Source organism: Pseudomonas migulae (assembly GCF_024169315.1).
Classification (GTDB): Bacteria; Pseudomonadota; Gammaproteobacteria; order Pseudomonadales; family Pseudomonadaceae; genus Aquipseudomonas; species Aquipseudomonas migulae_B.
Genome location: NZ_JALJWR010000001.1, coordinates 948,044 through 960,599, shown reverse-complemented (window position 1 = coordinate 960,599; position 12,556 = coordinate 948,044). Strand labels below are relative to the sequence as shown.

General features: G+C 57.3%; 17 protein-coding genes. 8 read left to right on the top strand and 9 right to left on the bottom strand.

Features of this window, described 5'->3' with window-relative positions; genetic code table 11:
• Window positions 1-4: 4 nt before the first annotated feature.
• The 4 genes from J2Y86_RS04330 to J2Y86_RS04315 form a co-directional block, all read right to left on the bottom strand.
• Complete coding sequence (locus J2Y86_RS04330) at window positions 5-709, bottom strand: 2OG-Fe(II) oxygenase (RefSeq protein WP_253428427.1); 705 nt, start codon at window positions 707-709, stop codon at window positions 5-7.
• Window positions 706-1,212, bottom strand: a complete 507-nt coding sequence (locus J2Y86_RS04325; RefSeq protein WP_253428425.1) for a methylated-DNA--[protein]-cysteine S-methyltransferase — start codon at window positions 1,210-1,212, stop codon at window positions 706-708. Before J2Y86_RS04325 ends, J2Y86_RS04330 begins: the two co-directional genes overlap by 4 nt.
• Before the next feature lie 125 nt (window positions 1,213-1,337).
• Window positions 1,338-1,514 carry a hypothetical protein gene (locus J2Y86_RS04320; protein WP_253428424.1) on the bottom strand — a complete coding sequence of 59 codons (177 nt, stop codon included), beginning with the start codon at window positions 1,512-1,514 and terminating at the stop codon, window positions 1,338-1,340.
• A gap of 29 nt (window positions 1,515-1,543) precedes the next feature.
• Window positions 1,544-1,846, bottom strand: coding sequence for a DUF1883 domain-containing protein (locus J2Y86_RS04315; RefSeq protein WP_017338604.1), 303 nt, complete (start codon window positions 1,844-1,846; stop codon window positions 1,544-1,546).
• Window positions 1,847-2,058: 212 nt separating this feature from the next.
• Here J2Y86_RS04315 and J2Y86_RS04310 point away from each other — a divergent pair, with 212 nt between their 5' ends.
• Both J2Y86_RS04310 and J2Y86_RS04305 read left to right on the top strand, forming a co-directional pair.
• Window positions 2,059-2,418: a hypothetical protein gene (locus tag J2Y86_RS04310; protein WP_253428422.1), complete on the top strand. Its 360-nt coding sequence runs from the start codon at window positions 2,059-2,061 to the stop codon at window positions 2,416-2,418.
• Between the two features lie 72 nt (window positions 2,419-2,490).
• Window positions 2,491-2,721 carry a hypothetical protein gene (locus tag J2Y86_RS04305; protein WP_008031064.1) on the top strand — a complete coding sequence of 77 codons (231 nt, stop codon included), beginning with the start codon at window positions 2,491-2,493 and terminating at the stop codon, window positions 2,719-2,721.
• A gap of 12 nt (window positions 2,722-2,733) precedes the next feature.
• Here the strand turns inward: J2Y86_RS04305 and J2Y86_RS04300 are convergent, their stop codons facing one another.
• Together J2Y86_RS04300 and J2Y86_RS04295 are read right to left on the bottom strand one after the other, a co-directional pair.
• The gene (locus tag J2Y86_RS04300; RefSeq protein ID WP_253428419.1) at window positions 2,734-3,015 is read right to left on the bottom strand and encodes a hypothetical protein; all 282 of its coding nucleotides are present in this window, start codon (window positions 3,013-3,015) and stop codon (window positions 2,734-2,736) included.
• 139 nt (window positions 3,016-3,154) lie between these two features.
• On the bottom strand, window positions 3,155-3,343 hold the full coding sequence (locus J2Y86_RS04295) for a hypothetical protein (RefSeq protein WP_192416220.1): 189 nt from the start codon (window positions 3,341-3,343) through the stop codon (window positions 3,155-3,157).
• A gap of 280 nt (window positions 3,344-3,623) precedes the next feature.
• Here J2Y86_RS04295 and galU point away from each other — a divergent pair, with 280 nt between their 5' ends.
• Together galU and gorA are read left to right on the top strand one after the other, a co-directional pair.
• Complete coding sequence (gene galU, locus J2Y86_RS04290; RefSeq protein ID WP_056739849.1) at window positions 3,624-4,463, top strand: UTP--glucose-1-phosphate uridylyltransferase GalU; 840 nt, start codon at window positions 3,624-3,626, stop codon at window positions 4,461-4,463.
• 131 nt (window positions 4,464-4,594) lie between these two features.
• Complete coding sequence (gene gorA / locus J2Y86_RS04285) at window positions 4,595-5,953, top strand: glutathione-disulfide reductase (RefSeq protein ID WP_253428417.1); 1,359 nt, start codon at window positions 4,595-4,597, stop codon at window positions 5,951-5,953.
• On the opposite strand, the gene J2Y86_RS04280 is transcribed toward gorA, so the two are convergent.
• Window positions 5,950-6,960 (bottom strand): DNA-binding protein, encoded by a 1,011-nt coding sequence (locus J2Y86_RS04280; protein ID WP_253428415.1) that lies wholly within the window; start codon window positions 6,958-6,960, stop codon window positions 5,950-5,952. The two genes, gorA and J2Y86_RS04280, sit on opposite strands and share 4 nt — an antisense overlap.
• Before the next feature lie 178 nt (window positions 6,961-7,138).
• Here J2Y86_RS04280 and J2Y86_RS04275 point away from each other — a divergent pair, with 178 nt between their 5' ends.
• The 3 genes from J2Y86_RS04275 to ahpF all read left to right on the top strand — a co-directional run bounded on the left by J2Y86_RS04275 (window position 7,139) and on the right by ahpF (window position 10,484).
• Window positions 7,139-8,077, top strand: coding sequence for a site-specific integrase (locus tag J2Y86_RS04275; RefSeq protein ID WP_253428413.1), 939 nt, complete (start codon window positions 7,139-7,141; stop codon window positions 8,075-8,077).
• 138 nt (window positions 8,078-8,215) lie between these two features.
• The gene (gene ahpC, locus J2Y86_RS04270; protein ID WP_007975937.1) at window positions 8,216-8,779 is read left to right on the top strand and encodes an alkyl hydroperoxide reductase subunit C; all 564 of its coding nucleotides are present in this window, start codon (window positions 8,216-8,218) and stop codon (window positions 8,777-8,779) included.
• Window positions 8,780-8,918: 139 nt separating this feature from the next.
• Window positions 8,919-10,484, top strand: a complete 1,566-nt coding sequence (gene ahpF, locus J2Y86_RS04265; RefSeq protein ID WP_253428411.1) for an alkyl hydroperoxide reductase subunit F — start codon at window positions 8,919-8,921, stop codon at window positions 10,482-10,484.
• Window positions 10,485-10,662: 178 nt separating this feature from the next.
• On the opposite strand, the gene gloA is transcribed toward ahpF, so the two are convergent.
• Window positions 10,663-11,184, bottom strand: coding sequence for a lactoylglutathione lyase (gene gloA / locus J2Y86_RS04260; RefSeq protein ID WP_084323329.1), 522 nt, complete (start codon window positions 11,182-11,184; stop codon window positions 10,663-10,665).
• 144 nt (window positions 11,185-11,328) lie between these two features.
• On the opposite strand from gloA, the gene J2Y86_RS04255 reads away from it, so the two are divergent.
• A complete protein-coding gene (locus J2Y86_RS04255; protein ID WP_253428409.1) occupies window positions 11,329-11,853 on the top strand; it encodes a DUF4946 domain-containing protein in 525 nt (174 codons plus the stop codon).
• Between the two features lie 169 nt (window positions 11,854-12,022).
• On the opposite strand, the gene J2Y86_RS04250 is transcribed toward J2Y86_RS04255, so the two are convergent.
• On the bottom strand, window positions 12,023-12,388 hold the full coding sequence (locus tag J2Y86_RS04250) for a histone-like nucleoid-structuring protein, MvaT/MvaU family (RefSeq protein WP_150770591.1): 366 nt from the start codon (window positions 12,386-12,388) through the stop codon (window positions 12,023-12,025).
• Window positions 12,389-12,556 lie beyond the last annotated feature (168 nt).

Genomic DNA, 12,556 nt, shown 5'->3' with positions numbered 1-12,556 from the left:
AAAGTCATAACGCGTCGTGAAAAATGATGCCAAGGGTATGCCGTTTCCCGCTGTGCAGGCGACTCACGCCGTGGCGCAGGGTGACCCGGTAATAGCCGCGAACGCCTTTGACCGGTCGCTGCTTGACGGCAAAGATCACCGCGTCACCCTTTTTCAATCCGATAACCTGGGGGCGCGACTGCATCCGTGGGCGTTGCTCGGTCAGGACAAACTCGCCGCCGGTGAAATCTTCATCCGGTTCTGACAGAAGAATCGCCGCTTGCAGCGGAAAAACGTGTTCGCCGTACAGATCCTGATGCAGGCAGTTGTAGTCCTGTGGCCCGTATTGCAGCAACAACGGCGTGGGTCGTTCCTGACCGGCGGCATGACAGCGCTCAAGAAACGCAGCATGTCTTTCCGGGAAACGCACCGGCAGGTCCATTTGCTCGTACCAGCGATTGGCGATCGGCACCAGTCGAGGGTAGAGCGCGTTGCGCAAAGCGGCGACGATCTCTGGCAACGGATATCGGAAGTATTTGTACTCGCCACGGCCGAAGCCGTGACGCGCCATCATCACTTGCGAGCGAAACGGTTCGGGTCGGGCGTACAGCGCGCTGATGTCATCGCACGTCTCGCTGCTGATCAGCGAGCGGATGATCGCGCAGCCATCATGATCCAGTTGTCGCTCCAGCGTTGCCCAATCGAGTGCATCCAGAACGTGCTCGATCATTGCTGCGCCTCACGCGCCAGCAGTTGCCGTTTGCGCTCCAGGCCCCAACGGTAACCGCCGAGGCTGCCGTCCTGGCGCAGGACCCGATGGCAGGGCACGATGACTGCCAGCGGGTTTGCGCCGCAGGCATTGGCCACGGCCCGGAAGGCTTTGGGTTGTCCCAGTTGCCGGGCGATCTCCTGATAGCTGGCGGTTTTGCCGAGCGGTATTTGGCGCAGGGCTTCCCAGACTCGGTGCTGGAAAACGCTACCCATCAGGTCCAGTGGCAAATCGAGCACAGTCAGAGGGTTGTCGAGATAGCGAAGGGTTTGTTCCAGCGCAGGCCTCAAGCCTTCATCACGTTGAGGTGTTGGCTGACCGGGGAACCGCCGCGCAAGGTCACGTTCTAGCGTCTCCAGGTCATCGCCGAGCAGCAACGCGCACAATCCTTGCGCGCTGGAGGCCAGCAACAGGACGCCAAGGCTTGAAGTACCGCTGATGAAACGAATCGGGGAAGTAGACATGTTCTGACTCCTTAACCAAAGGTCGAGGTGGCCAGTCTAGGGAGCGTTGCCTGGGTGAACACTCCGGGGCTTGCGGTCGAATTCAACGGATGGAGCAGACATCCACATTGTCGCTCCGAATCCCGTTACAGCGCTTTGCTGACGCTGATCTCGCTGATGACGTCGTCGCCCTGGCCATGAATCGCGTCCAGCGCGGCTCTGGCTTCGGCTTCGGTGCCATTTTCAAGCTGGGCAAATTCGAAACGGCGCTCGCCGTTGAGTTTGTATTTGATGACGTACTTGGTCGTTTGGGCCACGGTCATACCTGCTTAATAGTCGTGTCGGGCATTGCTCAGCTCAGTTTCGAGGTGGAGCGGCGGATGATCTTGATCGAGTGAGTCAGGGTCGGTTTGCGGGTCACGCTGATCGGCCGACGGTTGACGGTGTCGATGGTGATGTTCCAGAAACCGGTACTCGGTGCAGTAATGCGGGCCGGGAAGGTGTCGAACGCACCGCCATGGTAAGTGTGACGGCCGCCATTCTTGAAGCTGCGGAAATTGGCGTCGTTCATCAAGCGGATGTTGCACATTTGGGAGCACTGGATGACGACGATGTCGTCTTCATTGAGGTGCTCGCGCTGGTGGATAAATTTCATGAGGCGCCTCCAGAAGGGCTTTTTCTACAAAATCAAAACGATAGCATGGGCGATTGGCGCAGTTTATCAGCCCGAACAGGTTATTATCCGGTCGTCGGGGTGTGCTTTGACAATTAAAAACAGTTATTCGGAATTCCATGAGCGATAAAAGCAGTGAGCCTCGGAGAAAACCAGCATTTGTGCTGTCGGAGGGTCTTTATCGGAGGTTTTATATGAAGTGGGGTGCGTGGGTCTTGCCGTTTGCTTTGGCGATAAGTGGTTGTGCGAGTGTCTCGGAAATCAACGAGTCGTTGCCCACCATGAACGTGATTTCCGGCAAGAAGCCCAGTGAATACGCGCAGTGCCTGACCGAAAAACTGGCCAGCAGTCGCGGTGCCCTGCAAGTCGAACCGCAGGAGAAGGAAGGCGTGCGGGTCATCGTGCCGCAGAAGTTTTCCTCTGGCCCTGCGGCCGTATTCGATATTGAAGAGCGTTCCAGCGGCAGCAGCATCAAGCTGCATGAGCGTATTTCCAATGTGCCGTTGCGCCCGATGGATGTGCGCAATGCCGCCACCGCGTGTATCTCCGGCTGATAAACTAGCGACAGTCAGCACCGATGCCGTCAAAGCAACGCTTTGGCGGCATTGTCATTTCTGGAGTCGAGCATGAAGCGAGAGCAGGTACGGGAGCGGCATGCAGAGGGTCATATCTCTGCTACCCATGTGATTCAGAATCCGGCGGACCCGGGGGAATGGATCGTGTTTTTCAAGAAAAGCGCCGGGCGCAGTTATTTTCTGGTGGATGACAACGATGAAGTCGAATCCTTCAGCCGCCTTGATGATCTGATCGAGACCGTGCGCGGTCTCGGGATCAAATTCGCTGAAATTCACATGTAGGGCACAAGTGCCTTACTTGCAGACCACCACGACGCTGCGGTTTTTGTAGTTGCCCACGTCGACGCCCAGGGTCTTGTCACTTTCCTTGGTGGAAGGTGTGCCGTCGGTGCCAACGATTCGATAGCCGGTGCCGGCGCAGGACGCTTCGGCTTTTTCATAGCAGGTGGCCCAGGAATTGGCTTCTCCCGAGCAGTCGATGCTCAGGCCTTGTTCGCCGTTGTTCAGGTAGGTGGTTTCGGAAGTTGCGCAGCCGCTCAGGGCCAATACCGCAATCAGGGGCAAGAATTTAGTCATGTTGGGGTCGTCGTCAGGATAATGGGGCTAAGCCTGTGACAGCGCCGGAATCAAAAGGTTATAGCGAAAGGCCACTTCGTCGCCGACATTCGTAAAAAAGCCCTGCGCAAGGCAGGGCTTGGGTCGAGTCAGGCGCGTCTCAGGACTTGTCCTTGCCGCGACGCTTGGGGGCCGGGTGTTCGAGCTCCAATACGGATGCCACTTCAATCGCCAACGCTTCGGTCGGGAATGGCCCGGCGATATTCTCGCCGCTGACGCTGTCTACCCACCACTGGCCGTCTTTCGCCTGATTGATCAGGAAACCGTTGACACTTTTTGCTACCGACATCTATCTGCCTCGTTGGCTGGTTCAATTGCGCAATGATAGCGCCAATTGCACTCGGCGGGTGCTGATGGGCGTATGGTAGTGCGAATCTGCGGGCGGCAGATTCGTCGGCGCCGCCCGGAATTTCTGCTATCTATAAAAGGCACTGGAACGATCTGCGGAACTATCCGCGAGAATATTTCTCTATGATGGCATCGGTTAGCCAGCGCGGGGCATTGTAAGGTGCACGCCGCCTGATTAGACTGCGCCGAAACTCGAACACACAGCCCTTTCAAGGACTTATATGATCAAGAAATGCTTGTTCCCAGCAGCCGGTTACGGTACTCGCTTCCTGCCAGCGACTAAAGCCATGCCCAAAGAAATGCTGCCGGTGGTAAACAAGCCACTGATCCAGTACGGCGTCGAAGAAGCTCTGGACGCCGGTTTGACCGAAATCTCCATCGTCACCGGTCGCGGCAAGCGCGCTCTGGAAGACCACTTCGACATCAGCTATGAGCTGGAAAATCAGATCAAGGGCACCGACAAGGAAAAATACCTGGTCGGCATCCGCAAACTGCTCGACGAGTGCTCGTTCTCCTACACTCGCCAGACCGAAATGAAAGGCCTGGGTCACGCAATCCTGACCGGTCGTCCGTTGATCGGCGACGAACCTTTCGCCGTAGTGCTGGCGGACGACCTGTGCGTCAACCTCGAAGGCGACGGCGTACTGACCCAGATGGTCAAGCTGTACGAGCAGTATCGCTGCACCATCGTCGCGATCCAGGAAGTGGATCCGCAGGAAACCAACAAGTACGGCGTGATCGCTGGCGAGTTGATCGCTGATGACCTGTACCGCGTTCGTAACATGGTCGAAAAACCGGCTCCGGAAGACGCTCCGTCGAACCTGGCGATCATCGGTCGTTACATCCTGACTCCGGACATTTTCGAGCTGATCAAGCAAACCGAGCCAGGCAAAGGTGGTGAGATCCAGATCACTGACGCCCTGATGAAGCAGGCGAAGAATGGTTGCGTGATTGCCTACAAATTCAAGGGCCAGCGTTTCGACTGTGGTGGTGCTGAAGGCTACATCGAAGCAACCAACTTCTGCTTCGAAAACTTCTACAAGACCGGCAAGGCTTACTGATAGCGCCTGACCTGCTTGTATTGAAAAGCCACCTTCGGGTGGCTTTTTCATTTTCTGGCCCCATATCGTTTGCAGCGCTTGCCCAACGGACGTCTGCGAGTATGCTGTTTGCCTGCCGAGGAGATTGAAAAATGGCCTACGATTTTGACCTTTATGTGATTGGCGCCGGTTCCGGCGGTGTGCGGGCTGCGCGTTTTGCGGCCGGGTTTGGCGCGAAAGTGGCCGTGGCCGAGAGCCGCTACCTGGGTGGCACCTGTGTGAACGTCGGCTGCGTGCCGAAGAAATTGCTGGTCTACGGCGCGCACTTCGCCGAAGACTTCGAGCAGTCTTCGGGTTTTGGCTGGACCCCGGGCGAGGCGAAGTTCGATTGGGCGACACTGATCGCCAACAAGGATCGCGAGATCAATCGCCTGAACGGCATCTATCGCAACCTGCTGGTGAGCAGCGGTGTGACCCTGCATGAAGGCCACGCCAAAATCGTCGACCCCAATACCGTCGAGATCAATGGCGAGCGTTTCACCGCCAAGAATATCCTGATTGCTACCGGCGGCTGGCCGCAGATCCCGGAGATTCCGGGGCACGAGCATGCGATCAGTTCCAACCAGGCGTTCTTCCTCAAAGAGCTGCCAAAACGCGTGCTGGTCGTGGGCGGTGGTTACATTGCCGTCGAGTTTGCCGGGATTTTCCATGGCCTGGGCGCCGAAACCACGTTGCTGTATCGCGGTGACCTGTTCCTGCGCGGCTTCGACGGTGCAGTGCGCAAGCACTTGCAGGAAGAGCTGACCAAGCGTGGCATGGACCTGCAATTCAATGCCGACATCGAGCGCATCGAAAAACTCGCCGACGGCAGTCTGAAAGCGACGCTCAAGGACGGTCGTCAGCTGGAAGCCGATTGCGTGTTCTACGCCACCGGCCGCCGTCCGATGCTGGACAATCTGGGACTGGAAAACACCGGCGTCAAACTCGACAAGAAAGGCTTCGTCGAGGTCGATGAGCAATACCAGACCGCCGAGCCGTCGATCCTGGCCCTTGGCGATGTGATTGGTCGGGTCCAGCTCACCCCGGTCGCACTGGCCGAAGGCATGGCTGTTGCGCGCCGCTTGTTCAAGCCTGAGCAGTATCGTCCGGTGGATTACAAGATGATCCCGACCGCAGTGTTCAGCTTGCCGAATATCGGCACCGTTGGCCTGAGCGAAGAAGAGGCTCGCGAAGCCGGCCACGACGTGGTGATCTATGAAAGCCGCTTCCGCCCGATGAAGCTGACCCTGACTGAATGCCAGGAGCGCACGCTGATGAAACTCGTGGTGGACGGCAAGACCGACAAGGTGCTCGGCTGTCACATGGTCGGGCCGGATGCCGGCGAGATCGTGCAGGGTCTGGCAATCGCCTTGAAGGCGGGCGCCACCAAGCGCGACTTCGACGACACCGTCGGCGTGCATCCGACCGCCGCCGAAGAGTTCGTCACCATGCGTACGCCGGTCGCAGGTTAATCGGCCTTGGCTGCGTCTGGCGCTGTCGCAATGACAGCCGCCAGGCGCACGCTTTCATCGAGGCTCGCCTGAGTCTTGAGCAATTCGACTTCCAGCGCTTTGTTGATCTGCGACTGCTCTTCCACATTCTGTTTCAGCGACTGGCTTTCCAGCATCGTTGCGCGCAAGCGTTCCTGGAGGAGGGTGCGTTCGCTGTCGATGCGGTTGACCTGTTCCAGCAACTGATCCTGGCGAGTGTGGGTCTGCTTGAGCTGTTCCTGCAGCAGGCTCAGTTCCCGCAGCGTGCCACGGTTTTCAGTCAATAAGCGTTCGTTGTCACGGTGCAGCTGGGTGATTTCGTCCTGACGCACAAGGGCACTTTGCTGGGCCTGACGCAATTCCATCTGAATCTGCTGTACCTGGCCTTCGTGGCGTCGTTGCTCCTGTTCGCGCTGCTCTTTGACGGCATTGCGATAGTGCTCCAGCGCATCCCGGGCGTGCAGGTGCTTTTCCTCGAGGGAGCGGATCTGCTCGTCCTTGTCCTGCAAGCGTAACTCGAAGTCCGCCAGTGCCTGGTTCAGCCCGGCGTTGCGGGTTTGCTCGGTCTGCAGCATGGACAGCGTGTTTTGCAGGGTGTCGGATTCCTGCGTCAGCGCCAGGGTTTGAAGCTCGTACTGTTGCTGTAGTTCGCTGTTGGCTTCTTGCGCGTCGGTCAGCTGGGTTTCCAGCTCTTTGCGTTGGTGCTCGAACTGCGCGCGAGCCTGATCGATGGGCTCCTGCGCCTGTTCCTTGAGACGTTGCGCGAGGCGTGAGACCAGCGCTGTCAACTCGTCATCGATGGGTTCGGAGGAGGGCGCGGCGGGTTCGACACCGTCGTCCAGTTCCTTCAAATACCGGTGAATAGTGGTTTTGGAGCCCGTGTTGCCCATCTCGATGCGTACAGCGTCGATGCTCGGGTGTTCGCCGCGGGCGAGGATAGCCAGGCGCGCTGTTTGTACCACTGCTTTGTTTATACCGCCACGAGCCATGTGTTCTCCTACGATTTCGTACTGTGGTACGTACCACTAAAGTGCGCAGTGTACCACGCATACTTAAAATCGAAAAAGTGTAAGTTATTGATACGGGATATACTGGTATTACCCAATGTGATGCGCATTGGAACGGCTATAGCGCCGGAAAAGCCGTACGACTTCGAGACATGAGCCCATGACCGACCTGGATCGATACCTGCAAGCCGCCACGCGTGACAACACCCGCCGGAGCTATCGAGCGGCCATCGAGCATTTCGAAGTGAGTTGGGGCGGTTTCCTGCCGGCCACCGCTGACAACGTCGCGCGTTATCTGGTGGCGTACGCCGGTGAGTTGTCGATCAACACGTTGAAGCTGCGCTTGTCAGCGCTCGCGCAGTGGCACAACAGCCAGGGTTTTGCCGACCCCACCAAGGCGCCGGTTGTGCGCAAGGTCTTCAAAGGCATTCGCGCGCTGCACCCGGCTCAGGAGAAACAGGCCGAACCGTTGCAGCTTCAGCATCTTGAGCAAGTGGTCGCCTCGCTGGAGCTGGAAGCACAAACCGCGAAATCACAAAACGATAAGCCGACTCTGTTAAGAGCCCGGCGCGATACGGCGCTGATCCTGCTGGGCTTCTGGCGCGGTTTCCGCAGCGATGAGTTGTGTCGCGTACAGATCGAACATGTGCAGGCCAGCGCGGGTTCCGGCATTTCCCTGTATTTGCCGCGGAGCAAGAGCGACCGCGAAAACCTCGGCAAGACTTACCAAACGCCGGCATTGCAGCGCCTGTGCCCGGTGCAGGCGTACATCGCCTGGATCACCGAAGCGGCACTTGTGCGCGGGCCGGTATTCCGAGGCATCGATCGTTGGGGGCATTTGAGCGAGGAGGGGTTGCACGCCAACAGCATCATTCCGTTACTGCGCCAGGCGCTTGAACGCGCCGGTATCCCGGCCGAGCAGTACACCAGTCACTCTCTGCGCCGCGGCTTCGCCACCTGGGCGCACCAAAGTGGCTGGGACTTGAAGTCGTTGATGAGTTACGTGGGCTGGAAGGACATGAAGTCGGCGATGCGCTACGTGGAGGCCAATCCTTTTCTCGGGATGACCCGGATCGCTGAAAAACCTTTTGCGCCCTAGATATCGTTTTCTTCTATTAATAAAGGTGGCTAATAGCGAAAGTCGATCAGCAGCATGAGGTTTGCCAATGAGCCATCCGTCCGTCGAGTGGGTAAAGTTCACTCCATCAACTTCTTAACCCATGACGGAGAGTCACCGATGCCTATCATCAACAGCCAAGTTAAACCGTTCAAAGCTGACGCCTTCAAAAATGGCGACTTCGTAAAAGTCTCGGACGCTGACCTGAAAGGCAAGTGGTCTGTGGTGTTCTTCTACCCAGCCGACTTCACCTTCGTTTGCCCGACCGAACTGGAAGACCTGGCTGACAACTACGACGCGTTCCAGAAACTGGGCGTCGAAATCTACAGCGTTTCCACTGACACCCACTTTGCCCACGCTGCCTGGCACAACACTTCGCCAGCCATCGGCAAAATCCAGTACACCATGATCGGCGACCCGACCCACGCTATCTCCCGCAACTTCGACGTGCTGATCGAAGAAGCTGGTCTGGCTGACCGTGGCACCTTCGTGATCAACCCTGAAGGCCAGATCAAAATCGTTGAGCTGAACGATGGCGGCGTTGGCCGTGACGCTTCCGAGCTGCTGCGCAAAATCAAGGCTGCCCAGTACGTCGCTGCTCACCCAGGCCAGGTTTGCCCAGCCAAGTGGAAAGAAGGCGAGGCCACTCTGGCTCCGTCCCTGGACCTGGTCGGCAAGATCTAAGTCTGTGACGCGCTTCATCAGGGCGGAATCCCGCACCTACTAAGTAAGCTGCACCGCCCTATAAAACGCCCGGGCGAGATTCGCTCGGGCGTTTTTTTTCGAATTCGTTTCTTTACCAAACAGCATGGAAATCGCCCGTATGTTGGACGCCAGTCTTAAAGCCCAGTTGAAATCGTACCTGGAACGGGTCACCCAGCCGATCGAGATCGTTGCATCCCTCGACGACGGTGCGAAATCCCAGGAAATGCTCGAACTGCTGAAAGACGTTGCCAGTCTTTCCACCCAGATTACCTTGCTCGACAACGGTGACGACGCACGCAAGCCATCGTTTTCGATCAACCGCCCCGGTGCCGATATCAGCCTGCGTTTCGCCGGTATCCCGATGGGCCATGAATTCACCTCGTTGGTGCTGGCCCTGCTGCAAGTCGGCGGTCACCCCTCGAAAGCCAGCGCGGAAGTGATCGAACAGATCCGCTCGCTCAAAGGCACGTTCAGCTTCGAGACTTACTTCTCGCTGTCCTGCCAGAACTGCCCGGACGTGGTCCAGGCGCTGAACCTGATGGCGGTACTGAACCCGAACATTCGCCACGTCGCTATCGACGGTGCGTTGTTCCAGGCCGAAGTCGATGATCGCAAGATCATGGCCGTGCCAAGCATTTACCTGAATGGTGAGATTTTCGGCCAGGGCCGCATGGGCCTGGAAGAAATCCTCGCCAAGATCGACACCAGTGGTGCCGAACGCCAGGCCGAGAAAATCAGCGCCAAGGAAGCCTTTGACGTGCTGGTGGTCGGTGGTGGTCCAGCCGGTGCTTCGGCAGCGATCTACGCCGCCCGTAAAGGCATTCGCACTGGCGTCGCGGCTGAGCGTTTTGGCGGGCAGGTGCTCGACACCATGGCCATCGAAAACTTCATCTCCGTGCAGGAAACCGAAGGGCCGAAACTGGCCAGCGCGCTCGAAGAACACGTCAAGCAGTACGACGTCGACATCATGAACCTGCAACGGGCCACTGCGCTGATCCCGGCGAAGAACCCTGGCGAGTTGCATGAAGTGCGCTTCGAAAGCGGTTCCAGCCTGAAAACCAAGGCGTTGATTCTCGCCACTGGCGCGCGCTGGCGTGAAATGGGCGTGCCGGGGGAGCAGGAATATAAAGCCAAAGGCGTGTGTTTCTGCCCGCACTGTGACGGCCCGCTGTTCAAAGGCAAGCGCGTCGCGGTGATTGGCGGCGGTAACTCCGGCGTTGAAGCGGCGATCGATCTGGCCGGTATTGTCAGCCATGTCACGTTGCTGGAGTTTGATAGCAAGCTGCGCGCCGACGCCGTGCTGCAACGCAAGTTGTTCAGCCTCCCGAACGTCAATGTGATCACCAGCGCGCTGACCAGTGAAGTGAAGGGCGACGGGCAGAAAGTGACTGGCCTGGTCTACAAGGATCGCGATTCGGGCGAGTTCAACACGGTCAATCTCGAAGGCATCTTCGTGCAGATCGGTTTGCTGCCGAACACCGACTGGCTCAAAGGTACCGTCGAGTTGTCGCCCCGTGGCGAGATCATCGTCGATGCGCGTGGCGAGACATCGTTGCCAGGTGTGTTTGCAGCTGGTGACGTGACGACCGTGCCGTACAAGCAGATCGTGATTGCAGTGGGCGAGGGCGCCAAGGCTTCCCTGAGTGCCTTCGATCACCTGATCCGGACGTCCGCCCCGGCATAAAACCGGATGCTGAAAACACAAAACCCCATGAGTGATCATGGGGTTTTTTTGTGCCTTGGGCATTCCCAACTGTGAGAGCGGGCTTGCTCGCGAATGCGGTGTGTCATTCAGCAATGATGTTGATTGACACACCGCATTCGCGAGCAAGCCCGCTCCCACATTAGATCTGTGTTGAATATTACAGTGGCGCTGGCTGAATGATCTCAACCCAGTAGGCGTCCGGATCCTTGATGAACGCCAGGCTCTTCATGCGGCCATCGTTCAGGCGTTTCTGGAAATCGCAGCCCAACGCTTCGAAGCGCTCGCACGCAGCGACAATGTCCGGCACCGAGATGCAAATGTGACCGAACCCGCGTGGGTCGGTGTTGCCATTGTGGTAGGCAAAATCCGCGTCGTTTTCGGTGCCGTGGTTGTGGGTCAGCTCGAGAATGCCGGGAATCGATTTCATCCACTCGGTACGGGCGGCAGCATCGGCCGGGATCTGGTCTTTGTCGACCAGTGCCAGGAAATACAGGCTGAACTCGGCTTCCGGGAAATCACGTTTTTCAACCAGCGAGAAACCCAGGATGCGCGTGTAGAAATCCAGGGACTTGGTGATGTCCTTGACCCGCAGCATGGTGTGGTTGAAGACGAATTTCTGGGTGGCGGTATCAGGTTGGGCGGTAACACCCGGGAAGGTGTTCAATTCGTGCAGGCTCATGGGCCCTCCGGACAATAAGTGGGGCTAACGATGGCGACCATGATACGCAAGGGCGCAGGCATCACCAAACCCAAACCGTCGGCTATTGCCTGACAGCCGGACGAGGCTCAGACTTTGCGGTTCAACCCGTGAGTGTTCATTGCAATGATCCGATTCTGTAAAACGCCATTCGTTCTGATGGTTCTGCTGTCAGGCTTTACTTGCGCTCATGCAGAGGCGCCGATCGTGACGTGGCCGGACGGCTGGGAAATTGAAGCGATCCCGCTGGATGATGCCAAGCCTCAGGTGTCCCGCCAGCGCGCGGTGAAGAATGATCAGGGCGGCACGCCGGTGGTGGTGATGGAGTTGACCGTGACGCCAGTGGAAAGCGGTCATCAGGTAAATTTGCAAGGCGTATTGCTGGAGATGCGCAAGTCAGTGCAGAAGGATTTCTTCCAGGGCGGCTATCAAAGCGTCTGCAATAAAATCCATCCGGCGACCTTGAGCCGGCTATCGGCACTGGAAACTACCTGCACGATCACCCAAAACGGCCGACATGTGCTGTCGCAAACATTGGTCGCGGCGGTGGATGCCGATAAGGCCTATGTTCTTTCGTACGCGGGGCAGGCCGAGGCTTATAAGGCAAGCCTGGATGAAATAGAGGTTGCTCGTAACAGCTTGAAACTTTAGTTAAAGGTTTGCGCGGTCGTGCATTTCGCAATCTTTAGATACCCAAAAGGGTTTAAGCAAAAAGTTAATCGGCAAGTAGCGAGTTGATCGATTCCAATCGTTGCATTTGGAAGATCTCCATGAAAAAAGCCCTGCACAAGGCAGGGCTTTTTTTTGTCGCCGCGAGCGCTTAGCCGCGCAGCCAGGAATCAACGGTGCCAGCACCGTATTGTTCCTTCCAGGCTTTCAGGCCGCGGTGGTTGCCGCCCTTGGTTTCAATCAGTTCACCGGTGTGCGGGTTCTGATAAACCTTGACCACGCGAGCGCGGCGGGTTTTAGGCGCAGCGGCCTGTTGCAGGCCGGATTTGGCCGGGTTCGGATCGAGGATGGCGATGATGTCGCGCAGGCTCTTGCCGTAGGTTTTCATCAGCCCCTGGAGCTTTTCTTCGAATTCGATTTCTTTCTTGAGCCCGGCATCGTTCTTCAGGGATTCCAGCTGCTTGAGCTGCTCTTGAAGGGCCTTTTCAGCTGCACGAAATTCAGCGAGTCTGGACAATATCTTTACTCCAATAGTGTGTTTGGCTGATACCAACCGCAAACAAAGCTATAAGCCAAGAGCCTTGAAGCGACTCGGTGATAAATGGCTCACCTGCCAATCTAGCGCAGGCATGAAAAATTGTAGTAGTTAATGGGCAAAGAGTAAATCCTGACTTTTTCTTCATGT